The organism is Actinomadura formosensis (genome assembly GCF_050948385.1).
Lineage (GTDB): Bacteria > Actinomycetota > Actinomycetes > Streptosporangiales > Streptosporangiaceae > Spirillospora > Spirillospora formosensis.
Map to the genome: position 1 here is coordinate 5999660 of NZ_CP192011.1, position 21837 is coordinate 6021496.

The 21837-nt window shown below is 73.4% G+C and carries 17 protein-coding genes; 6 read left to right on the forward strand and 11 right to left on the reverse strand.

The window, feature by feature from the left end; all coding sequences use genetic code 11:
* Window positions 1–11: 11 nt before the first annotated feature.
* From ACQP1N_RS28260 to ACQP1N_RS28280, 5 genes are all read left to right on the forward strand, one after another.
* The gene (locus tag ACQP1N_RS28260) at window positions 12–191 is read left to right on the forward strand and encodes a hypothetical protein (protein WP_131732623.1); all 180 of its coding nucleotides are present in this window, start codon (window positions 12–14) and stop codon (window positions 189–191) included.
* 418 nt (window positions 192–609) lie between these two features.
* Window positions 610–2808 carry an AfsR/SARP family transcriptional regulator gene (locus ACQP1N_RS28265; protein ID WP_067801562.1) on the forward strand — a complete coding sequence of 733 codons (2199 nt, stop codon included), beginning with the start codon at window positions 610–612 and terminating at the stop codon, window positions 2806–2808.
* A gap of 4 nt (window positions 2809–2812) precedes the next feature.
* The gene (wrbA, locus tag ACQP1N_RS28270; protein WP_433227584.1) at window positions 2813–3427 is read left to right on the forward strand and encodes an NAD(P)H:quinone oxidoreductase; all 615 of its coding nucleotides are present in this window, start codon (window positions 2813–2815) and stop codon (window positions 3425–3427) included.
* Window positions 3428–3632: 205 nt separating this feature from the next.
* Window positions 3633–4712: a methyltransferase gene (locus ACQP1N_RS28275; protein WP_433227585.1), complete on the forward strand. Its 1080-nt coding sequence runs from the start codon at window positions 3633–3635 to the stop codon at window positions 4710–4712.
* A 100-nt stretch (window positions 4713–4812) separates the two neighbouring features.
* Window positions 4813–6129 carry an NAD-dependent epimerase/dehydratase family protein gene (locus ACQP1N_RS28280; RefSeq protein ID WP_067801553.1) on the forward strand — a complete coding sequence of 439 codons (1317 nt, stop codon included), beginning with the start codon at window positions 4813–4815 and terminating at the stop codon, window positions 6127–6129.
* 58 nt (window positions 6130–6187) lie between these two features.
* On the opposite strand, the gene ACQP1N_RS28285 is transcribed toward ACQP1N_RS28280, so the two are convergent.
* The 8 genes from ACQP1N_RS28285 to ACQP1N_RS28320 form a co-directional block, all read right to left on the reverse strand.
* Window positions 6188–7594 (reverse strand): class II 3-deoxy-7-phosphoheptulonate synthase, encoded by a 1407-nt coding sequence (locus tag ACQP1N_RS28285; RefSeq protein WP_433227586.1) that lies wholly within the window; start codon window positions 7592–7594, stop codon window positions 6188–6190.
* Window positions 7591–9078 carry an anthranilate synthase component I family protein gene (locus tag ACQP1N_RS28290; RefSeq protein WP_433232828.1) on the reverse strand — a complete coding sequence of 496 codons (1488 nt, stop codon included), beginning with the start codon at window positions 9076–9078 and terminating at the stop codon, window positions 7591–7593. The genes ACQP1N_RS28285 and ACQP1N_RS28290 overlap by 4 nt, the downstream gene beginning before the upstream one ends.
* Before the next feature lie 2 nt (window positions 9079–9080).
* Complete coding sequence (locus ACQP1N_RS28295; RefSeq protein WP_433227587.1) at window positions 9081–10397, reverse strand: cytochrome P450; 1317 nt, start codon at window positions 10395–10397, stop codon at window positions 9081–9083.
* Window positions 10394–13303 carry an aminotransferase class V-fold PLP-dependent enzyme gene (locus ACQP1N_RS28300; RefSeq protein WP_433227588.1) on the reverse strand — a complete coding sequence of 970 codons (2910 nt, stop codon included), beginning with the start codon at window positions 13301–13303 and terminating at the stop codon, window positions 10394–10396. Before ACQP1N_RS28300 ends, ACQP1N_RS28295 begins: the two co-directional genes overlap by 4 nt.
* A 203-nt stretch (window positions 13304–13506) precedes the next feature.
* Window positions 13507–17265, reverse strand: a complete 3759-nt coding sequence (locus ACQP1N_RS28305; RefSeq protein WP_433227589.1) for a hypothetical protein — start codon at window positions 17263–17265, stop codon at window positions 13507–13509.
* 144 nt (window positions 17266–17409) lie between these two features.
* Window positions 17410–17613 (reverse strand): PspC domain-containing protein, encoded by a 204-nt coding sequence (locus ACQP1N_RS28310; protein ID WP_433227590.1) that lies wholly within the window; start codon window positions 17611–17613, stop codon window positions 17410–17412.
* Between the two features lie 146 nt (window positions 17614–17759).
* Window positions 17760–18509 carry an HAD family hydrolase gene (locus ACQP1N_RS28315; RefSeq protein WP_433227591.1) on the reverse strand — a complete coding sequence of 250 codons (750 nt, stop codon included), beginning with the start codon at window positions 18507–18509 and terminating at the stop codon, window positions 17760–17762.
* Complete coding sequence (locus tag ACQP1N_RS28320; protein ID WP_433227592.1) at window positions 18506–19156, reverse strand: MBL fold metallo-hydrolase; 651 nt, start codon at window positions 19154–19156, stop codon at window positions 18506–18508. The genes ACQP1N_RS28315 and ACQP1N_RS28320 overlap by 4 nt, the downstream gene beginning before the upstream one ends.
* A 108-nt stretch (window positions 19157–19264) precedes the next feature.
* Between ACQP1N_RS28320 and ACQP1N_RS28325 the strand changes: the two genes are divergently transcribed.
* A complete protein-coding gene (locus tag ACQP1N_RS28325) occupies window positions 19265–19465 on the forward strand; it encodes a hypothetical protein (RefSeq protein WP_433227593.1) in 201 nt (66 codons plus the stop codon).
* A gap of 91 nt (window positions 19466–19556) precedes the next feature.
* Here the strand turns inward: ACQP1N_RS28325 and ACQP1N_RS28330 are convergent, their stop codons facing one another.
* The 3 genes from ACQP1N_RS28330 to ACQP1N_RS28340 form a co-directional block, all read right to left on the reverse strand.
* Window positions 19557–19856: a Fe-S cluster assembly protein HesB gene (locus ACQP1N_RS28330; protein WP_433227594.1), complete on the reverse strand. Its 300-nt coding sequence runs from the start codon at window positions 19854–19856 to the stop codon at window positions 19557–19559.
* Window positions 19857–19951: 95 nt separating this feature from the next.
* A complete protein-coding gene (locus tag ACQP1N_RS28335) occupies window positions 19952–20911 on the reverse strand; it encodes an LLM class F420-dependent oxidoreductase (protein WP_433227595.1) in 960 nt (319 codons plus the stop codon).
* An 8-nt stretch (window positions 20912–20919) separates the two neighbouring features.
* Window positions 20920–21687, reverse strand: coding sequence for an SDR family oxidoreductase (locus ACQP1N_RS28340; protein WP_067801524.1), 768 nt, complete (start codon window positions 21685–21687; stop codon window positions 20920–20922).
* Window positions 21688–21837 lie beyond the last annotated feature (150 nt).

A 21837-nucleotide genomic window follows, 5' to 3' on the forward strand; every position in this document is an offset into this window, starting at 1 on the left:
AACTCCGCGGGGTGGGGATATCGGGCCGCCGTACGCCGTACCCGGCCGGAGCCGTGACGGCGGTGGTGCTCGCGGTCATCTGCGCGATCATCGGCGGCGTGGGGCCGGGCACGGCGGACCGGGGCGTCGAGCGGCGGTCCGCGGTGGTCGCCGGGGTGCCCATGGAGACGGTCCGGCCGCTCTCCGGATAGCCCCGTGGAGAACGCGCGGAGAGCGACCGGAGAGCGACCGGAGAGCGACCGGAGAGCGGCGTGGCCGCGAATAACCCGCCCTCCGGCCTGATCCAATAACCACATAAGTTGTGTCAAGAAAGTTATGGCGTCATCATAACCGGCGGGCCAGAGTGACCAAATAGCGGGTTTCGGACGTACACGCTCGGTGATCATCCGAGATTAAAGCGGATTCAATCAGAATTCACCGGCCCCGGTTATCGCTTTGAAATACGGACACGATGACTTCGCGGATCCTCCTGTTATAGTTTGCGCCAGTCGATCGATCAGTAGAGTGACCGATTGGTTGATCTCGTGGTTAACTCCGCGCCGAGCCGGCTGGATGCTGGACCGCCGTGTGGGCCTTGCAGTTGTTTATGAGCGAGGAGTGTCGGCACCTATGTTGTTCAGCGTTCTCGGTCCGCTAGAAGTGTCGATCCAGGGCAAGGCGGTGAGCGTGGGCAAGAACCGCCAGCGCATCATCCTGATCATGCTCCTGGCCAACGCGGGCCGCACGGTCACGGTCGGGAAGCTGACCGAAGCGCTGTGGGGCGGCCGCCCGCCGCGTACGGCCGCGGAGCAGGTGCAGACCTGTATCTGGCGGCTGCGCCGCTCGTTCGCCCTGGCGGGCGCGCCCGGCACCCTCATCGAGACGACCCCCTCCGGGTACGCCCTGCGGGTCGAGCCGGAGGCGGTCGACGCCCACCGCTTCACCCGCCAGGTGGAGGAGGCGCGCGCCCTCACCGCCAAGGGAGACAAGTCCCTGGCCGCCGCCCATTTCCGGGCCGCCCTGGCGCACTTTCGTGGACCGGTCCTGGCGGAGGTGGACAGCCCGACCGTGCAGGCATACGCCGCCAAGTGGGAGGAACGGCGCCTGGCGGTCCTGGAAGAGTGCATCGACCTGGAGATCGAGTGCGGCCTCGGCCGGCAGCTGATCGACGAGCTGACGGTGCTGGTCGAGCAGTACCCGCTCAACGAGCGGCTGCGCGCCCGGCTCATGTTCGCCCTCTACTGCGCCGACCGCCGCGCCGACGCCCTGGAGGTCTACGCCGAGGGCCGCGAGCGTCTGGTGGACGAACTGGGCCTGGAGCCCGGCCACACCCTGCGCGACATGCAGCGGCGCATCCTTGAGGGCGAGCCCGTCGCGAGCACGCCCATGCACCCGCCCGCCCAGCTCCTGTCCGACCTTCCCGACTTCGTCGACCGGCCCGAGCACGAGCAGCGGATTCGCGCCGCGCTCACCGCCCGCAATGACGCCGTGCGCATCTGCGGCGTCTACGGCAACTGCGGGGCGGGCAAGTCCGCTCTCGCCATCCACGTCGCCCATCGATTGCGCGAGGAATTCCCGGGCGGTCAGCTCTACGCCGACCTGCGCGCGTCCCGGCCCGACCCGGTCGACGTCTCCGACGTGCTGTCGCGATTCCTGCACGCGCTGGGCGTGCCCGACTCCGAAGTCCCGGCCGGCCGCGACGAGCGGTCGGCGCTCTACCGGAGCCTGCTCGACGGACAGCGTGTCCTGATCGTCCTCGACGACGTGCCCGGCTCGGACTCGCTGTGCCCGCTGATGCCCGCCTCACCCGAGGTCGCGGTCCTGATGACCAGCCGCTCCAACCTCACCGAGGTCCCCGGCATCGTCCCGGTGGAAGTGGGCGTGTTCACCGTCGAGCAGTCGGTGCGGCTGCTGAGCAACGTCGTGGGCGCCCATCGGATCACCGCCGAGCAGGCCGCCGTCAACCTGATCGTGCACGCCACCGGCAGGCTGCCGCTGTCGGTGCGCGCCGCCGCCGCCCGGCTCGCCGCCCGCAGCCACCTCAACGTCGGCCAGCTCGCGCAGCGGCTCAGCGACCCCGAGGGCCGGCTCGATGAGCTGTCCTACGGCTCGCTGGACATGCGCGCCTACCTCGGTCCCAGCGTCGACCTGCTGGACGGGACGACCCGCCGGGTGTGGTTCGCCATCGGCCTGCTCCAGGTGCCCGACTTCGGCGCCTGGATCGTCGCCGCGGCGACCGATACGCCCACCCCCGGCGTGGAACCGGTCCTCGACCACTTGGTCGACCGCGGGTTGCTCGAAGTGGTGGGCACGGACCACATGGGCGTGCTGCGCTACCGCATGCACCGCATCATGGGCCTGTACGCCCGCGAGCGCGGTCTGCGGGAGCTGAGCTGGGCCGAACGCGCCGGCCTGCTCGACCGGGCCGCGGACTGCTGGCTCGGCCTGGCCCGGTGGGCCGAGCAGTTGCTCAGCGGCGTGCCGGAGGACTCCGAACTGCTGGAGCACCCCGACGGCCCCTCCGCGCAGATGCTCGACATGGTCCGCTCCGACCCCGGGGGCTGGCTGACGCTGGAGGTCGAAGGGCTGCGTTTCGCCGCCCGCCAGCGCAGCGACCTCCCGGGAATGCGGTTACCCGACGCCGAGATCGGCCGTGGGGACCACGAAACCGATGCGGGGCCGCACCGAGCCCCCGAACCGAGCGTTCTCCCCCGCCTCACGGCACCGCCCCCCGTCCCCCCGCTCACCAACGGCGCCCCTCGATGGTCGCCGTCGGTTCGGGCCGCGTCGCGGCCCAGGTCCGTCCGCTCCCGGATATTCAAGAGGTGAACCGATGCCCGCTCGCATCACGGTGATCTACTACTCCTCCACCGGCAACGTCCACTCCATCGCGGAGGCCGTCGCCCGCGGCGCCGAGTCCGCCGGCGCCGAGGTACGCCTGCGCCGCGTACCGGAGCTGGCCCCCGACTCGGTGATCGACACCAATCCCGCCTGGCGCGCGCACATCGAGGCCACCGCGCACATCGAGGAGGCCACGCTGGACGACCTGCGCTGGGCCGACGGCTACGCCTTCGGCACCCCGACCCGCTTCGGCAACGTCGCCTCCCAGCTCAAGCAGTACCTCGACACGACCGGCGGCCTGTGGCACGAGGGCGTGATGGTCGGCAAGGCCGCCACCGGCTTCACCAGCAGCTACGAGACGCACGGCGGCCAGGAGACGACGCTCGTGGCGCTCTACAACGTCATGCACCACTGGGGGAGCATCATCGTCCCCACCGGCTACGCGGACTACGAGGTGATCCACGCCGCGGGCGGAAACCCGTACGGGCTGAGCATCAGCGACAGCGACGAGAGCGCCGTCAAGTACGTCCAGGCCGCCGCGGAGTTCCACGGAGCCCGCTTCGCCAAGGTGGCCGAGGCGCTCAGGCCGCTGCAGGCCGCTGCCTGACCGCCTTCCCGCGAGAGGCCGCCGAGGACCCCTCGGCGGCCTCTCCATCCGCGAGGCGACGGGCTGTACGAGCGTCCCGGGCGTTTCCGCCATGACGGCGAGAGACGACGGAGAGGGCGCCGAGAGCCGCCGCCCGTAGCGTTGCGCACGGCGGTGCATCCCCACCCGGCACGCCGTCGGACGTGCCGTGACCCAAGGAGACCCGGTGCCCAACCGTAAGATCCGCTCACGCGAGGATCTGGCCGGGCCGCTGTTCGGAGCGGCGGCCTTCCAAATGCTCAACGCGGGCGTCGAGCTGGGCCTGTTCGCCCTGCTCGACGGCAAGGACGAGCTCAACGCCGCGGACATCGGCGCCTCGCTGGGCCTGACCCCGCGGGCGACCCGCATGCTGTTGCTGGGCGTCACCGCGCTGGGCCTGACCGAGGCGCGCGACGGCCGCTACCGCAACGGCGAGGTGCTCCGGACGATGTTCCGCGACGGCACCTGGGAGATCTTCGCCGACATCGTGGCGTTCGAGGCCGAACTGGTCTACCTGCCGCTGGCCGACCTGGTGACCTCGCTGCGCACCAACACCAACGCGGGACTGAGCCGGTTCGAGGGCGAGGGAGAGGACCTCTATCACCGCCTCCCCCATACCCCGGAGCTGGAGCGGTTGTTCTTCCGCTGCATGCGGTCCTGGTCGCGGCTGACCAACCCGGTCCTGGTGGCCAAGGCCGACCTGACCGGGGTGCGGCGGCTGCTCGACGTCGGCGGCGGGGACGCGGTGAACGCCATCGCCCTGGCCCGCGCCAACCCGGGCGTGCGGTTCACCGTGCTGGACCTGCCCGGCGCGGTGGAGATCGCCCGCGGCAAGATCGCCGAAGCCGGCCTGGCCGGCCGTATCGAGGCCAGGGCGTGCGACATCTTCAACGACCCGTACCCGCCGGGCCACGACGCGGTGCTGTTCGCCAACCAGTTGGTGATCTGGTCGCCGGAGCAGAACCTCGCCCTGCTGCGGCGCGCGCACGCGGCCCTGCCCGAGGGCGGCAGGGTCCTGGTGTTCAACGTGATGTCCGACGACAGCGGCGACGGGCCGCTGTACGCGGCGCTGGACAACGCCTACTTCGCCACGCTCACCGCCCCGCGCAGCATGATCTACCCCTGGGGCGCCTACGAGGAGTGGCTGGCGGAGGCCGGTTTCGGTGACGTGCGCCGGGCTCCCGGCGACACGTGGACCCCGCACGGCGTGATCAGCGGGGTCAAGGGCGCCGGTGCCCTGGAAGGCGCGTGGAAAGCGACGGCGTGACGAGCGAGCCGGTCGCCGGCCGGGGCCGGCAGGACAGACGACTCGTCCGGCCCCCGCCGGCGCGCGGGTGCCGGCGCACCGTACCCGGGGGGATCACGACGTGAGTGCCGCACCTGACCTGAAACAGGTCCTGGAAGAGATCAAGGCGCTCGCGCCCGCCGACCGTGCCCCGGTGACCGCGGGCACTCTGGCCCGGCTGCGCGTTCTCGCGCGGGAGCTGGTGCTGGCCCATCCCGGCGCCGCCGGGGAGTACCACCGCTTTCTGGCGGTGTCGCGCCGGACGCTGCGGGTGCCGCGGGCGCGGCTGCGGGAGCTGGTCGCCGACCGGACGGTGCTGGTCACCGGCGCCTGCGGCCGGGTCGGCGCGGCGCTGATGGCCGAACTGGCCGCCCTCGCCCCGGCCAGAGTGCTCAGCCTCGACCGGTCGCCTGTGCCACCGGTGCCGTGGGCGGAGCACCACGTGGTGGACGTGTGCGACGGGGACGGTGTCGCCCGCGTCGTCCACGGTGCCCGCCCGCACCTGGTGTTCCACCTGGCCGCCCGGCATGCCCCGGCGCCCGCCCACGCGTGCGATCCGGTCACCACCATCCTGGGCACCCGCCACGTGGTGGAATCGGCGGTGTCGGCCCGGGCCGGCATGCTGGTTCTCGGGTCGGACGAGCATGCCCTGCTGCCCTACGCCCGCGACACCCTGGCCGCCAGCGAGCGCATCGCCGAGCTGATCGTCGCGGACGCCGCCACCCGGGGGCTGCTGCCGACCGCCATCGCCCGGTCGGCGCACGTGGTCGAGGGGTCGGCGCCGGTGGCGCGCTTCCAGCGGTCCTGCCGGGACGGCGCGGTGCTGTGGCTGCCGTTGCCCGCCGTGCCGTTCCACGTCCAGTCCGTCCGGGAGACGGCCCGGCTGCTGCTGGTAGCCGCCCTCGGAGCCCGCGACGACGGCACCGGCCTGCACGCGGTGCGCTCGCTGCCGCGGCCGGTCACCGCTTTCGACCTGGCCGTGGGCGTGATGGCCGAGGAGGGCGTGACCGCGGTACGGGTCGCCGAGGACACCGGGGACGGGCAGCGCTGCCCGGACCTGTCCGGCCAGATGGGGACGGCGGACCGCAGCGCGGTCCTCAACGCCTTCGAGTCTCCGCTCGCCGGTGCGTCGGCCTCGCCCGACGCCGACGTGGTGCCCGTACGGTTCCGCCTGCCCGAGGTGGTGCACCGCCAGTTCGACCGCGTGGCGCGGCAGGACGCGGCCGACGTGCTCGACACGGTGGACGCGCTGGCGAGAACCCTGTTGGAGGGCATGCTCGTCCAGTCCCCCCGGCCGCTCGTGCGGCGCGTGGCGACCCTCACGTGGCCCAAGCGGGCGGCCATGACCGCCACCGATCGGATGGTGGACGACCGGGTCCGCTGGTGGGCCGAGCGATGAGCCGGGCGGCGGGGGCGGCACCACCGGGCCGCACCCCGCTTCCCCTTTCCCGCGGAGGTCAGCTCGCCCGGTGCCGCCGCAGCAGGTCCGCTATGTGAAAGGCGAGCTCGATGGACTGGCCGGCGTTGAGCCGGGGGTCACAGGCCGTCTCGTAGCGGCGGGAGAGGTGGGTGTCGAGGATCTCTTCGGCTCCGCCGAGGCACTCGGTGACGTTGTCGCCGGTGAGCTCCAGGTGGATGCCGCCGGGGAAGGCCCCCTCGGCGCCGCAGACGGCGAAGAAGCCGTCGATCTCGCGGATGATGTCCGCCAGCCGGCGGGTCTTGTAGCCGCTGGCGGAGCGGAAGGTGTTGCCGTGCATGGGGTCGCAGGACCACACCACCGGGCGGCCGGTCGCGGCGACCTCCCGGACCAGGGGCGGCAGCAGGTCGGTGATCCGGTCGGCGCCCAGCCGGGAGATCAGCACCAGCCTGCCCGGGATGTGGTCGGGGTCCAGCCGATCGCACAGTACGCGCAGGTCCGCCGGGGTGAGGCTCGGGCCGACCTTCACCCCGATCGGGTTGCCCAGGCCGGAGAGGTACTCCACGTGCGCGCCGTCGACGTCGCGGGTGCGGTCGCCCACCCACAGCATGTGGGCGCTGGTGCCGTACCACGCGCCGGTGGCCTCGGCGCGGCGGGTGAGCGCCTGTTCGAAGGCGGGCAGCAGGGCCTCGTGCGAGGTGTAGAGCTGCACCTGGCGGACCGCCTGCATCCGGGCCGTGTCCGCGCCGCAGGCGGCCATGAAGCGCAGCGCCCAGGCGATGTCCGCCGCGGCGGCCTCGTACTGCTGCCCGGCCGGGCTGCGCCGGACGAACTCCTGGTTCCAGGCGTGCACCCGGTTGAGGTCGGCGAATCCCTCCTTGGTCAGCGCACGCAGTACGTTCAGCGTCGCCGACGCATGGTGGTAGGCCATGCGCAGGCGTTCGGCATCGGGCGTGCGGGCCTGCGGGGTCGGGGCCGGGTCGTTGACGTTGTCACCGCGGAAGGCGGGCAGTTCCACGCCGTCGACCACCTCGGTCGGGCTGCTGCGCGGCTTGCCGAACTGGCCCGCGATCCGGCCGACCTTGACCACCGGCAGGCCGGAGCCGTAGGTGAGCAGGATGGCGAGCTGGAGGATGACCCGCAGCCTGCCGCGTACGCCGCTCTCGGTGCAGGAGGCGAACCGCTCGGCGCAGTCACCGGCCTGCAGCAGGAACGCGCGGCCCTCGGCGACGCGGGCCAGGGTGTGCCGCAGGTCCTCGATCTCGCCGGGCAGCACGAGCGGCGGCAGCAGCGCGAGGTCCTCCAGTACCTCGCGCAGCCGCCGCGGGTCGGGCCAGCCGGGCTGCTGGGCGATGGGGCGCGCCCGCCAGGAGTTCGGGCTCCAGCCCGGGGGCGGATGGTGTGGGCCGCCGTCGGCGGCGCTCCGGCGGGCGGCCGGGGCGGTCACGACGCCGCGCCTTCCGCGCCGGGGCACGCCTCCTCGGCCCCGCACACGGCCGCGAACATGGCGTTGGCCTTGTGCAGGGTCTCCAGGTACTCCGCCGTCGGGTCGGAGCCGGCCACCACACCCGTGCCTGCCTGCACATGTACGAGGCCGTCGGCGATGACGACGGTGCGCAGCCCGATGGCGAAGTCGGTGGTGTCGCCGAACCCGACGCGGCCCAGCGCCCCGCCGTAGACGCCGCGCCGGTCGGCCTCCAGTTCGGCGATGATCCCCATGGCCCGGATCTTGGGCACGCCGCTGTGCGTGCCGGCGGGGAACGCCGACCGCAGCGCGTCCAACGCCCCCGCATCCGGGGCCAGCTCGCCCGCCACTGTCGAGGACAGGTGCATCACGTGCGGGAACCGCTCGACCTCCATCAGCCGCTCGACCCGTACCGTGCCCGGCCGGCAGACCCTGCCGATGCTGTTGCGGCCCAGATCGACCAGCATCGCGTGTTCGGCACGTTCCTTGCCGCCGGCCAGCAGGTCGCGTTCCATGGCCAGGTCGGCCGCCCGGTCCGGGCCGCGCACCCGGGTCCCGGTCAGCGGCCTGGTCCGCACGGTGCGCCCGTCGGTGCGCATCAGCAGTTCGGGGGAGGCTCCGATGACATGGCGGCCCGCGCCCAGGCTCACGTGGTACATGTACGGCGACGGGTCGACCGCCCGCAGGTGCCCGTAGATGTGCAGCGGGGACACCCGCAGCGGCCGGGTGAACCGCTGCGACAGCACGATCTGGAACACATCACCCGCGGTGATGTACTCCTGCGCGCACCGCACCCGGCGCTCGAACTCCTCCCGGGTGACGTTGGAGGTCCACCCGTCGTCCCGCCCCGGGCCGTCCGGCCGGGCCGGGTGCGCCGCGCCCGGCAGGCCGGCGGGGGGAGCCGCCCGCAGCCGCCGCCGCATCTCCTCGAGCCTGCGCAGGGCGTCGTCGTAGGACTCGCGGTCGCCCCGGTAGAGCGTCAGCAGCACCAGGGTGCGGGTCGCGTGGTCGAACACCACCAGATCCTCGGCGGCCAGGAACGCCGACTCGGGCACGCCCGGCGCGGGGCCGGCGGCCCGGGGCAGCCGCTCGAAGTGCCGCACCGCCTCCCAGCCCAGGTAGCCGACGACGCCGCCGTGGAAGGGCGGCAGCCCGCCCACCGGGGCCGTCCGCTCGGCCGCCGTGCGGGCCAGCACCGGCAGCGGGTCCCCGCCGGGCAGCTCCACCGGCCTGGGGCGGTAGCCCAGGTAGGAGTAGCGGCCCACGTCACCGCCGATGGGGACGCTCTCCAGCAGGAACCCGGTGTCGCCAGGGCCGCAGAGCCGGGCGAAGGCCGTGACCGGGGTCAGCGCGTCGGCCGGGAACTCCCGGTACACCGGCACCATCCGGTACCGCCGTGCCAGCTCATCGGCCTTGACCCGCCCCGGGACGGGGTCGGCGGTGGTCGCCGGGCGCATGTGCGGCATGGTCACCGCTCCTCCACCCGGCAGAGCGTCCGCGCCGGGGCCATGAAGATGCCCTGCCGGCCGGCGGGCGGGATCTGTTCGACCGCTTCCAGGTTCACCGAGGACAGGACGAGGGCCAGAATCATCCGCATCACCGCCCGCGCGTAGCCGCGGCCGACGCAGGTGCGCGCGCCACCGCCGAAGGCGCCGAAGAGGTACGGGTCGGCCGTGGTGCCGGCGAACCGCTCCGGCCGGAACACCAGCGGGTCCGGGTAGCAGGCCGGATCGCGTTGAAGCAGGTGTGCGCAGTGCACCAGGACCGTGCCCGGCGGGATCAGGTGGCCGTCGAGCGGCAGGGGCGCGGTCACCATCCGCACGCCGTTCAGCGCCGACACCGGGTGCAGCCGCAGCGCCTCGGTGATCGTCGCCTCGGCGTAGTCCAGGTCGCGGAAGCCGGCCGCGTTCAGCGGCCGGGCCCGGAACCGGTCGCCGAGCTCGCGTTCCAGTTCCCCGCGCACCCGCTCGTCGTGCAGCACGTGCAGGAACGTCCACGCCAGGGTGTTGGCGGTGGTGGAGAACCCGGTGTAGAGCAGGCTGAACACCTCGTCCCGCACGACCTCGTCGGTCAGGGCCTCGTCGCCCTCGGCGGCGTGCCGCAGCAGCGCGGCGAACACGTCCTCGCGTCCCTGCTCGGTGCATCGCTCCAGGTGGCCGGGCAGCCGCCGGTCGACGAACTCCCGGATGACCCGGTCGGCGGCGAGGATCTCCTCGCGTCCGTTGGTGGCGTCCTCCATCGGCGGAAGCAGCCGCGACAGCTCCGCCTTGTCGGCGGGGGCCATCGCCCCGCAGACGACCTCGACGATGATGTCGCCGGTGAGCGCCTGCAACGCCCGGAACAGGTCGAGCGTCTTCCCGCGCGGCCAGCGAGCGACGTGGTCGTCCACGGCCGCGGCGACGATGGCGGCGTAGTCGCGGCCGCCGCTGAAGGCCGGATGGAGTTGCGCCCGCCGGCGCCGGTGCAGGGCGCCGTCGATGTAGCCGACGGACTCCTCCTCGGTGCCGAAGAACAGCTTGTTCGCCAGCGCGCCGCTGGTGGAGCCGTCCGAGCCGTACATGACCCGCAACTGGTGCGGGCGGGTCAGGAAGACCCACGCGCCGTTGTGCTCCACGTCCACCAGGTCCTCGTTGCCCAGCCCGCCGAGCCGCAGGGTGAACAGGTCGCCGTAGCGGCGCCTCATCTCCTCGACGCAGCCGAACGGGTCGCGTTCGAAGGCGGCCAGCTGCTGCGCCGCCGGGGAGTCCGGGCCCGGGGGGAGCCGCCGCGCGGTCGTGGTCGTCATCGTTTCCCGACCTCCATGCCGAGCCCCCGCAGGGCCCACTGCACTTCCACCATGAACTGGTCGATCACCAACTCGTCGGTCCGGTGATGCATGATGCAGGCGCGCACCACCCGTCCCTCACGGGGCAGCGTCGTCGTGGCCACGTAGACGTTGCCGCGTGCGCAGATCCGTTCGCACAGCCGTTCGGTGTTCAGGTCGGCCTCGGCCGGGTCCTCGGCGCGTATTCGGAACGCCACGGTCGGCAGGTGCGGTGCGCCGCGCGGGACCACCTCCACCCCGTCCACCGCCGCCAGCCGCGCGGCCAGCTCGTCGGCCAGCTCCATCCGGCGGTCCAGGCACCGTTCGAACGCCTCGATGCCGTGCATGCGGATGGGCAGCCAGGCGGTCAGGCCGCGGAACTCCCGGGTCACCTCCGGGCCGTAGTCCATGAAGTCGGCCCGCTCCTCGTCGTCGGACAGCTCCGGGATGTAGGCCGCGGCGGGGACGGCGAACGCCGCCTTGAGCGCGGCCTTGTCCCGTACGAGCAGCGCCGAGCTGCCGTGCGGCAGGAACAGCGACTTGTGCGCGTCGACCGCGATCGAGTCGGCGGCCTCGATGCCCGCCAGCAGCGCCCGGCCGCGCCCGGTGAGCCGGAAGAAGCCGCCGAAGCAGGCGTCGACGTGCAGCCAGACTCCGTGCTCGCGGCACAGCCGCGCCGCCGCGCGCAGGTCGTCGACCGCGCCGGTGTTGGTGGTCCCCGCGGTGGCGACCACGCACCCGGGCGGCGCGCCCTCCCGCAGGTCACGCGCGAGCATCTCGCGCAGCCGCCGCATGTCCATGCGGTACGCGCCGTCGGTGGGGACCGCGCGCACCCGCGACGAGGCGATCCCCGCCAGCCGCGCCGCCTTGCTCACCGAGAAGTGCCCCTGTTCGGACACGTACACCGTGGCCTCGTGCCGGCGTCCTTCGGGCACCCGTTCCAGGGCGCAGCGCAGCGCCATGAAGTTCGCGATCGAGCCGCCGGTGGTGAGGTAGCCGAAGGACCCCTCGCCGTACCCCAGGGCCGAGCAGAACCAGCCGATCACGTCGGCCTCGATGCGGGCGAACCCGGGTGCGGCGGCCCACGCCCCGGCGAACCGGTTGAGGCTGCGCGTCACGAACTCCCCGACGGCGGCCTGGAACAGCCCGCCCGAGGGCACGTGCGCCAGGAACCCGGGGTGGGCGTGCATCATGCCGCTGGGCATGGCCTCCTCGAACACCTCGTCCAGCAGCGCCTCCAGCGGCGTCCCGGTACGCGGCGGCAGCCGCCGCGTCAGGTCCGGAACGCCGCCGGAGGCGGAGCGGGCACCGGGGTAGGAGGCGGGAAAGTTCCGTTTGGCCAGCTCCTCGTGGTAGTCGGCGAGCCGCGCCGAAACCGCCTCCAGCAGGTCCCGCTGCTCGGCCGGGGACAGCTCCAGTTCGCCGCCGGCCCCCGCGGCCTGCGCGCCCGTACACCCGCGAGCGTCGTCGCCCGGGGCGTCCGCGCCGACCGCCGCGGCGTACTGGGCGACGATCAGCTCCTCCTGGGTGGCCGGGTCGTACCGGCGGCACAGGTCGTCGAGCACCGCACGGTGGCGCTCGTGCCTGGCCACCACCTCGTGGTAGGGCGTGCCGGTGAACGCGATGGCCTGGTACAGCGGCACGTACAGGTCCGGGTGTCGTTGGTGCAGGCGCTTTTCCAGCCGCTTGCGCGTGTGGAAGGCGGCGTCGTCGCTGTGCTGTTTGAGCTCGGCGGCCATCGCCAGCGACAGGTCGGCGATGGTCTCGCCCGCGGGCCGGCGCCGCTCTGTGTACTCGGGCAGCGTCGCCGCGACCGCCTCCTCCGGTTCCCGGTCGGCCAGGTTGCGGTCGAGAATGGCGAAGAACGTGCGGACGTCCTCGAAGCTGCAGTTGATGCCCTGTCCGAAGAACGGCACCAGCGTGTGCGCGGAATCGCCGAACAGTACCGCCCGGCCATGGTGGTACGGGCCGCAGCGGACGGTCTTGAGCGGGGCCGGCGGGGCCTTGAGCACGTCGTCGGCGTAGGACGGCGCCAGGTCCGCCAGGTCGGCGAAGTGCTCGCGGAACAGCGCGTGCACGTCGGCCGGCGTACGCAGCATGTCCCAGCACGGGTGCGTGCGGTCCCCCGGTTCCCAGGGCATCCACAGTCCCGCGGTGTACGTGCCGTCGATATTGGGCTGGGCGAGCAGCATGAACTCCCCGCGTGGCCACACGTGCAGCCCGTGGCGCAGGCTTTCCGGGCGCGTCGGGTCGCGCAGCCGCTCCAGCAGGCAGTGCCCGCCGCCGGGCGCGGCGGGCACCAGGATCTCCACGAAGCCGTCGTGCACGTACTCCTGGGAGAGCCGCATCCGGGCCCCGCGCCGCGACATCTCGTGCCGTACGGTGCTGTTGGCCCCGTCGCAGCCGATGAGCAGGTCCGCCTCGGTCCGGGTGAGGCTCGCGCCGCCGGCCACGAACATGGCGCCGCCGGTGACCGGGTCCGCCGCCACGCACTCGTGCCGGAAGAACAGCCGGGCGCCGCGGCGCTCGGCCTCGTCCAGCAGCGCCCGGTGCAGCAGGACGCGCGGGATCGACAGGAGGTGGTGGTCGGGATCGACGCTGTAGGGCTGGTAGGAGATCGAGCCGTCGGCATGGTGGATCACCCGCTGCGGCAGCGGGATGCCGTTGCGGTAGAGCAGCTCGACCAGATCCGGCTCCAGTGAGTCGAGGCCGCGCTTGGTCAGGGTCAGGTTGAACGAGTGGCCGCGGACTCCCGTTACCTGGCGGATGTCCGGTCCGCGCTCGTAGAGACTCACCTCGAACCCGCGTTCACGCAGTTCGATCGCTACCAGGCAGGCGACAGGCCCGGCGCCGACGACCGTCGCCCGCGTGCCGTGAAGTCCCGACATCGCTGGCTCCTCCCATCCGATGTGACTCGCGTCATGGCTGGGACGGATGCTAAGAACGCGATCTCTCGCCGCACTCTCCCCGCACTCTCCGACGGGTGCGGACCGCGGTGAGAGCGGACCGAGAGCGGCGAGGACGCGGGGCCAGGGCCCCGCTTGTGGTCGATGAAGCCCATCGGGCACACCGCGAGTCCGCCGGGTGACCGTTACTCGGGCTGTTCCCGGTACGCCGTCACGGCGTAGCGGAGCCGGGCACCGACGAGGAGGGCCTCGTCCTCCGGGCAGCCGAGAAGGCGCGCGACCAGCTCGATGAGCTGCTCGTCGGTGAGGTCCGGCTCGCGCTCGGCGATGTGCCCGACGATCTCCACGAGCTCGGACCGCTTGTAGCCGACGATCGACTGGCCGCGCCGGACCTTCGCGGGCCCCGCCGGCGCCTCCTCCGGTTCGGGTCCCGCCGGTGCCTCCTCCGGTTCGGGCCAGGGTGGCGCCTCCTCCGGTTCGGGCGAGGGCGGCGGCTCCGGCCGGGAGCCGGGCCTGCCCCAGACGGCGGGGATGTCCGGCTGCGCGGCCGGTGGCCTGCGCTCCGCTTCGGGACGGCGCGGGTCCTGTCCCCCGGCGTCCAGCCGCCGTGGCGGCGGACCCGCCTCCGCACGCCCGGGCGGCGTCTCCCGCCCCGCTTCGGGGCCGCGCGGCTCAAGCCGCGGCGCGTCCAGCCTGCGCGGCGGAACGTTCGCGGCTCCCGTTCTCTGCGCCGGGCCACGCTCCCCCTGCTCGCCGCTTCCCGGACGCCGGGGCGCCGCAGGCGGCTCACCCCCGGTCCCGTTCCCGCCGGCGCCGGGGCGGGGAGGTGACCCGCCCGGCTCCCAGCCGGGGATATGGGGGGCGTCCAGCCGCCGAGGCGGGACACCCGGCCGCCGATCCGGAATCCGCGGCCCGCGGCCGGAGGCGTCCTCCCCCGGGCTGCCGGGCCCGGGGGGCTGCGGCTGCACCGCGCCTGTAGCCGGTTTGGGGACGCGCGGCTCGCGGCTCACCGGGCCGGGAGTGTCCGCTTCCTCGTCCGGGGTGCCCGGACCGGGCGCTTCCGGACGCGGCTGGGCGGGGCGAGGTGAGCTTGGGGCCGGTTTGTCCGAAGGGCGGTCGTGGTCCGCGGCAGGACCGGTCAGGGCCGCGAAAAGGGAGGCCGTGGGTGTTATCGCCTCGTGCAGGTGGGCCGGGAGCCGGGTGGTGGGGGGCGGGCCCTCGGGGGGCGGGAGTTCCGGGCCGGCCGGGCCGACCAAGATGGCCCGGGGTGCCTGCCACAGGATGAAGAGGGCCTCGGCGCCGGCCCCGTGCTCGCCGTCCACGATGACGACGTCGAACGAGTCCGGGGCCGGCGGAAGGGCGTCCGGGATGCGCCAGAGCGGGAGGATCCAGGCGGGGACGTCGGCGAGGACGGCGGCGGTCGTCCAGGCTCGGGCGGTGGTGAGGTCGGCGCGGGCGGCGCGCAGTTCCTCCTCGGCGGCGGCCAGTTCGGCGCGCAGGCGGTCGGCCGGGGGCGGGGCGGCCGCGGTGGCGGCGCGGCGGGCCCAGGCCCAGGCGTCGTCCCAGTGGCGGGTGCGGGCGTGCCAGGACTCGTCGCCGTCGGTGGCGACCATGAGGTTGGCGAGGTCCGGGTGGACGGCGCGGACACGGGCGAGGAGTTCCTCGCAGCGGATCTGCAGGGAGCGTTCGCGGCGGGCCTCGGCCAGGGCGCCGAGGGCACGGCCGTAGGCGGCGGCGTCGCGGGCGTCGATGGCGGCCACGGCGGCGCGCAGTTCGGAGGGATCGTCGTCGGCCGGGCCGATCGAATCGCGGAGGGCGTCGAGGTCGGCGGTGGCGCGGCCGACACCGAGGCTCTCCAGGGCGCTGCGGAGGGCGGCGGCGTAGGCGTGCCACTGGACGGGGTGGCCGAGCGGGACGCCGATACCGTGCCGGCCGAGGATCTGGCGCGTCGAGTCGACGGCGCGCATCGCCTCGCCGATGCGGGCGAGGCGGGCGTGGGCGCGGACGAACCGGGCGACGCGTTCGGCGGGCGGGAGGTCCGCGGGGAAGGAGATGCCGGCGGCCTCCCACACGTACTGGAGTTCCCGGCAGGTGATCCGCACCATGAGGTCGGTGTGGAGGACGCCGAGCAGGTCGGGCGTGGTGGGCACGGCCCCGTCCACGGTCACGGTGGCGAGGAGGGATTCGGCCTGGCGCTGGGCGGCGGGGCGGAGGGGTCCGCGTTTCAGGGTGCCGCCGTCGGCCAGGTAGGCGCGAAGGTCCTGGGCGGCGGCGGCCATGCCGCGCAGGTCGGCGTCGGCGGGCAGTTCGATGCGGTGGGCGCCGAGTTCGGTGAGGGCGCGTTCGGCCCATCGGGCGCGGGACGTCATCTCCGCGACGCGCGACCAGATGAGCGGACGGCGTTCGGCGAGGGCGTCGCTGAACGCGCGGACGGCGAGGTCGGCGGGGTTCCAGCCGCCCGGATGGCCGTCCAGGCCGAGGTCGTGGAGCGCGGCGGCGACGATGGACGCGTCGCCGTCCAGGCGGGCGAGGAGGGTGGCGTCGCTGTCGAGCAGCCGCTCGGACAGGAGCGTCTTGGAGCGTTCGGCCCGTTCGGCGGCGGCGGCCTCCGCGTCGATCAGGGTGTGGACGTAGGCGGCGCTCGGCAGCGCGCCCGGGTCGACGTCCCGCTGCTTGGCGCGGGCCTTGCGCTCCGGGCTCTCCTCGGCGAGGAGGACGACGAGTTCCGCGGCCTCGGAGCGGGAGATCGGCGGAGCCGGCGGCAGGTCCGGACGGACGGGCAGCCACGACAGCTCGGGCGCGTCGGCGCGCCGGTCGGGTGGGCGTTCGGGCTGCTCGGCGCCCGCGCGCAGGCGTGCGGTGAGGTCGGCGACGCGCTCGGCGGCGGCCTTCTCCCGCTCGGTCGGCGCGGTCAGGTCGGGGGTTCCGGCGGCGCGGATCGCCTCCAGGACCCGGGCCGCCGTGGGCGGGTCGATGGCCGTCAGGGTGGCCAGGCCGCGCGGGAGGGCGGCGCGGAGCGCGGCGGACGCGGCCGGGCCGGAGGTGGCGACGAGCACCCGGTGCCCGCGGGCGAGCAGCCCGGCGAGCAGGTCGGGGACGGTGTCCGGCGTCCGCTCCGGAATGTGCATGACCTGCGGTTTCCTGGACGGTGACACGAGCCGTGCCAGGCCGTCCGGGACACCGTGCGGCAGCAGGGTCAGCAGCCTCGCGTGATGGTCGGCGGTGGCGGCACGGCCCGGCGGGCGGACGACGAGGGCGGGCGCGAGCCGGATGCGCGGGCTGGATGCGGAGGTGTCGGTGTCGGGCGCCCAGTCCTCGCGGTAGTCGGCGGGGCCGGTGAGCGCGGCCTGGCTCCATTTGCGCAGGACGTCCCCGACCGAGGGGTTCAGCCCGAACGCCTGCCCGGCCTGCACCGCGTCCGCGAGCCAGGGGGCGGGCCGGAACCCCGGATGCCCGGACAGCAGTTCGCGGTCGCGCAGGCTCGTGTGCCCGGTGAGGACGACGTCGATGCGCTCGGTCCGGTCGTCCACCACGATCCGGACGGGCGTGCTCAGCAGATGGTCGTGGACCGCCGGACGCCACGACAGCAGGCCCGTCGCCAGCACGGCCTCCTGCCCGGACAGCTCCCGCAGGATGCGGTACCAGTTGCGGAGGGCGAGCCACCCGTCGAACTCGTCCAGCACGACGGGCGGCGTGAGCGGGATGACGGGGACGCTGAACAGGACGTCGCCGGGCCCGGCGTCCGCCTCCACGTAGACGTCGCCGGGCAGATCGGCCAGCCAGTGGACGTGGTCGTGGTCGGCCAGATCCCGGGACGGGCGCCGCCGGGCCCGCGCCAGGTCGCGCAGGTACCCCAGCAGCCGGGCCGCGTGCTCGGCCTCGCGCGCGGCGGCTCCGTCGTCGGGCCGGCCGGGCCGGCCGGGACCCCGGGCCTCGTCAGGCACCGCGGCTCCTTCCCTTCCCACGGCGGGGCGGACCCCTGCGTCCCCCGCGGTCCCCCGCGACCCGGACGGCGAAAAGGTCCGATGGTAGTGCCCCGATCTAACACCCAAGGGCGGGCCCGGTCGAGCACAATCGGTGATCTTGAGCTAGCGGGCCCCCGCCATGTGGCGGTCCTCGTTCGGCATCATGACCCACAGCACCAGGTAGACCACGAACTGTGGCCCCGGGAGCAGGCACGACAGCAGGAACAGGAGCCGGACGGTCCACGGGGTCATGCCGAACCGGCGCGCGAGGCCGGCGCAGACACCCGCGATGACCCGGTCATCACGCGGACGGTAAAGGCCGTTCATGGGATCTTCTCTCCCCGATTCGTCGGGCGGTGAACACGGCCGCGGGTTCCCGCGGCCACGTTCCTCACGCTACAAACCGGACAGAGCACCTCACATCCGCCATTGGTCCTGTCCTTTCCCCATACCGTGGGATTAGGGGTCGTCCCTTAGGGGCCGTTGTGCTCGGCGACGAGATGGGGGAGGCCGGCCAGGTCGTCCAGGACGAACAGGCAGTCGCGGAGCGCGTCGTCGTCCTCCTGGATGTGCCCCCAGGGACCGCGGCGCAGGAAGGCCACCCGCATCCCGAACTCCAGCGCGGGCCGGACGTCGTTGTCGATGCGGTCCCCCACGTACAGGACGTGCTCGGGCAGCGCGTCCGCGAGCTGGGCGCAGCGCTCGAAGAACTCGTGGGACGGCTTGCGGACGCCCCACACGTCGGAGATGCCGACCACGTCCGCGTCCAGGCCGAGCGCCGCCATCTGCGCGGCCGCCTCGACCGGCTGGTTGCCCGCGATCCCGACGTAGAGCCCCTGGTCGCGCAGTCCGGACAGGCACGCCCGCGCGTCCGGATACAGGTCCTGCGGCCCGAACCCGTTCGGCACGCCCGCCTCCGCGCGGCGCCGCTCCTCCTCGGCCAGGTCGAACCCCGGACGGAAGTACTCCAAGACGTCCATGTGGTCGCCGCCGGTCGCGAGCAGCGCGCCCAGCTTGGTGAGGAACGTGTGCCTGGGCACACCCAGCCAATCGGCCCAGCGCCCGTAGATCTCGCCTTCGCTGATGAGGGTTTCCCCGATGTCGAAGAACACGGCCTGAATGGAGCGGGGAGTGGCGACGCGCCCCTCCCCGTCCAGCGGCTCGGCCGCCGGCGGTACCGCGGTCCCGGCCTCTGGAGCAGCGTGCTGGGGGGATCGGTTCACTTCGTGGCCAGCTCTACTGAGGTACCGGGGGTCAGGCGGCGGAATTCCCTGCCCAGTTCTTCGCCCGCGCTCGTCAGGACTCGCTCCATGACGCTCAGGCCGATGTCGTTGAGGAGGCCGTCGTGGATGGCGAAGGCGCGTTCCGGGCGGACTTCGCGTGTGTAGGTGTAGAGGTCGAGCGCGCGCATCCAGGGGGCGTTGCCGGGCAGGCACAGCGTCGGGACGGGCTCGGACGGGACGGTCAGCGTGTCGCCCGGGTGGAAGACTTCGCCGTCCACGAGGAAGCCGACGTTCGGGACGGGCGGCAGGTCGGGGTGCATGAGCTCGTGGTCCTCGCCGTAGACGTGGACGTCGAAGCCGGCGATGGTGACGGCGTCGCCGTGTCCGACCTGGTGGACGCGCCCGCCGAGGTCGGCGAGGTTCCCGGCGACGGCGCGGGACGTCCACACCTCCAGGGCCGGGCGGGCGGCCATCGCGGCGCGGAGCGCGTCGGCGTCGAAGTGGTCGAAGTGCTCGTGGGTGATCAGGACCGCGTCGGCGGTGGCGAGCGCGCCGGACGCCTCGCTGAACGTGCCGGGGTCGATGAGGATCGTGCGGTCGTCCCTGGTGATCTGGACACATGCGTGCCCGAGCTTGGTGAGACGCATCCGACGATTTTTTCACGGCGGCCACCGCGGCCCATCGACCACCCCGGCCCATCGTCCCCGGCCCGCATCCGTCCTTCCCCAAGTGAGCGGTCTGCCAGACTGGCGGGCGTGACGACCCCGCCCTCGCCCGACCCCCCGGACGGGGGACGGCCGTCCCGGGAAGAACTGGACCGGCGGGTGCGCGAACGCCACGGAACCTGGCGCGACCAGCCGCGCGGCGTGGCCTGCGCGGTGATCGGCGCCTTCCTGGTCCTCACCACGGCGGCGTTCGTGTTCGCCGTGGTCGCCGTCGTCATGGCCATGCGCTGACGCCGGCACGGCCCCGTCACGGCCATGCGCCGAGGCCCGGAACACCGAAGCCGGGGCGGCCCGGTCGGCGCGCCCCGGCTTCGTCCTCACGTCAGGTAGGGGCCCCTCCGGTCCCCTCGGCGATGGTGAACGCCACGTCGCCCTGCGGGTCGACCTGCGCGTCGAGGGTCTTGTCGTCGAGCATCTCGGCGACCGTGGGCTCCAGGTACACCTTGGCGCCCTCCTCCTCGACGATCTGGTCGCCGGCCTCGGGCGCGGGGGCGACCGAGAGCCGCAGGGCGTCCGAGCCGTCGAGCCCGGACTCGATGCGGATGCCGGTCTCGGGCGGAAGCTCCGGGTTCGCGGTCACAGTGCGTATGACCTGCACGGCACCGTCGGTCAGGGTGAGCACGATCAGCTCCTCACGTCTCTGTCGTTAGCGTGTCGGATCTGCCCCACCCTCCCCGCTCGCCGGACGGGCAAACATCGAGACGTGACCGCGAGGTGTCAGTCCGCGTTCGGGGCCAGCGCCCGCACCGCCGCCGCCTGCGAGAGACCGCCACCGGGCACGATGGCGAGGACGGGCGTGGTGAGCCCGTTGTCCACGTACTCGCGGACGCGGGCCCGGCACACCTCGGGCGGACCGTGCACGATCAGGTCGTCGACGACCTCGTCCGGGATGACCTCCAGGGCCTTCTTCCGGTCGCCGGCCGCCCACGCCTCGTTCATCGGGCGCAGCGCCTCGCCGCGTCCGAGCCACTCGTGGAAGGCCCGGTAGACCGGGACCGTCAGGTACGCGGCGATCATCCAGCGGCCGATCGCGCGGGCCTCCCGCGCGTCGGCCGTCGGGCAGACGAACAGCCGCGCGATCAGCTCGGGCTCGTCGCCCAGCGCGCCGCGGACCGTCCGGACGTCCTTCGGCGCCAGCCAGTTCGTGATCGCGCCGTCGGCCTCCCGCGCGGCGAGCCGCAGCATGCCGGGGCGCAGCGCCGCGAGGACGATCGGCGGCGGCGTCGCGGGCGCGTTGTCCAGCTTGAAGCCCTTGACGGCGAAGGTGTCGTACTCCTCCTTCACCTTCTCCCCCGCGAGCGCCTTGCGCAGGAACCGCAGCGTGTCACGGACGCGCTTGTACGGCTCCTGGAACGGGATCGCGTTCCAGCGCTCCACGATCGTGTCGGAGGAGGTGCCGATGCCGAGCACGAAGCGTCCGGGCGCGAGGCCGGCGAGCGTCGCGGCGTGCTGGGCGAGCAGCGCGGGCCCGCGCGTGTAGACCGGCACGATCGCGGGGCCGAGCCGCAGTTCCGGGCCCCATTGGGAGGCGAGCGCCAGCGGGGTGAACGCGTCGGTCCCGTTCGTCTCGGCGGACCAGGCGTCGGTGTAGCCGAGCCCGGACAGCCCGGCGACGATCTCGCGGTGCTCGGCCAGCGGCAGCCCGGCCAGCGGGATGGTCAGTCCCCAGCGTGACATGCGGCCTCCTAGGCGATCGACGGGCGGATGGTGGCGCCGCCGTCCACGACGAGGGTCTGCCCCGTCATCCAGGACGAGGCGTCGCCCGCGAGGAACACGGCCGCGTTCGCGATGTCCTCGGGCTCGCCGATGCGGCCGAGCGGCATGTACTTGCTGATCTCCGCCTCGTTGTTCTCCCACAGCGCGCGGGCGAGGTGCGTCTTGACCAGTCCGGGCGCGATGCAGTTCACCCGCACCCTGGGCGCCAGCTCCATCGCGAACTGCCGGCTCAGGTGGATCACCGCGGCCTTCGAGGCGTTGTAGTAGCCGATGCCGTGCTCGGTGACCAGGCCGCCGACCGACGCGATGTTGATGATGGTGCCGCCGTGCTCGGCGAGCGACGCGCGCAGCGCGAGCCGCGTCCACTGGACGACCGCGAACTGGTTGATCTCGACGATCTTCGCGGCGGCGGCGGGCTCGATGTCGGCCATCGGGCCGAAGTAGGGGTTCGTCCCGGCGTTGTTGACCAGGATGTCGAGGCGGCCGAACTCGGCGGCGGCCGCGTCCACGCACGCGGCGGCCTGCTCGGCGTCCCCCACGTGCGCCGCCTTCGCCAGCACGCCCGCCCCGGGGTGCGCCGCGCCGATCTCCTTCGCGACCTCGTCGAGCGCCTCCTGCCTGCGGGACGAGATCACCACATTGGCGCCCTCGGCGGCGAACGCCATCGCGATCGCCTTCCCGATGCCCCGCGACGCCCCGGTGATCAGGGCCGTCCTTCCCTCAAGACCAGTCCGCATCCGCACGCTCCCTACCTGCTCGCACCCCTGTGGGCGGCATGGGCAGAATCCGACTCGGTTCACTGTAGCGAAGTGACTGACGAGTCAGTTAGCTGCCCCGGGCAACGGCCGTCCCGCTCATCGGACCCGCATTCTTTCTAACGATCGTTT

Coding starts and splice junctions, on each gene's coding strand:
- ACQP1N_RS28335 (WP_433227595.1), bottom strand. CDS start 20,911: ATGTCACGCTGGGGACTGACCATCCCGCTGGCCGGGCTGCCGCTGGCC.
- ACQP1N_RS28310 (WP_433227590.1), bottom strand. CDS start 17,613: ATGAACGGCCTTTACCGTCCGCGTGATGACCGGGTCATCGCGGGTGTC.
- ACQP1N_RS28300 (WP_433227588.1), bottom strand. CDS start 13,303: ATGTCGGGACTTCACGGCACGCGGGCGACGGTCGTCGGCGCCGGGCCT.
- wrbA (WP_433227584.1), top strand. CDS start 2,813: ATGCCCGCTCGCATCACGGTGATCTACTACTCCTCCACCGGCAACGTC.
- ACQP1N_RS28265 (WP_067801562.1), top strand. CDS start 610: ATGTTGTTCAGCGTTCTCGGTCCGCTAGAAGTGTCGATCCAGGGCAAG.
- ACQP1N_RS28340 (WP_067801524.1), bottom strand. CDS start 21,687: ATGCGGACTGGTCTTGAGGGAAGGACGGCCCTGATCACCGGGGCGTCG.
- ACQP1N_RS28290 (WP_433232828.1), bottom strand. CDS start 9,078: ATGCCGCACATGCGCCCGGCGACCACCGCCGACCCCGTCCCGGGGCGG.
- ACQP1N_RS28295 (WP_433227587.1), bottom strand. CDS start 10,397: ATGACGACCACGACCGCGCGGCGGCTCCCCCCGGGCCCGGACTCCCCG.
- ACQP1N_RS28320 (WP_433227592.1), bottom strand. CDS start 19,156: ATGCGTCTCACCAAGCTCGGGCACGCATGTGTCCAGATCACCAGGGAC.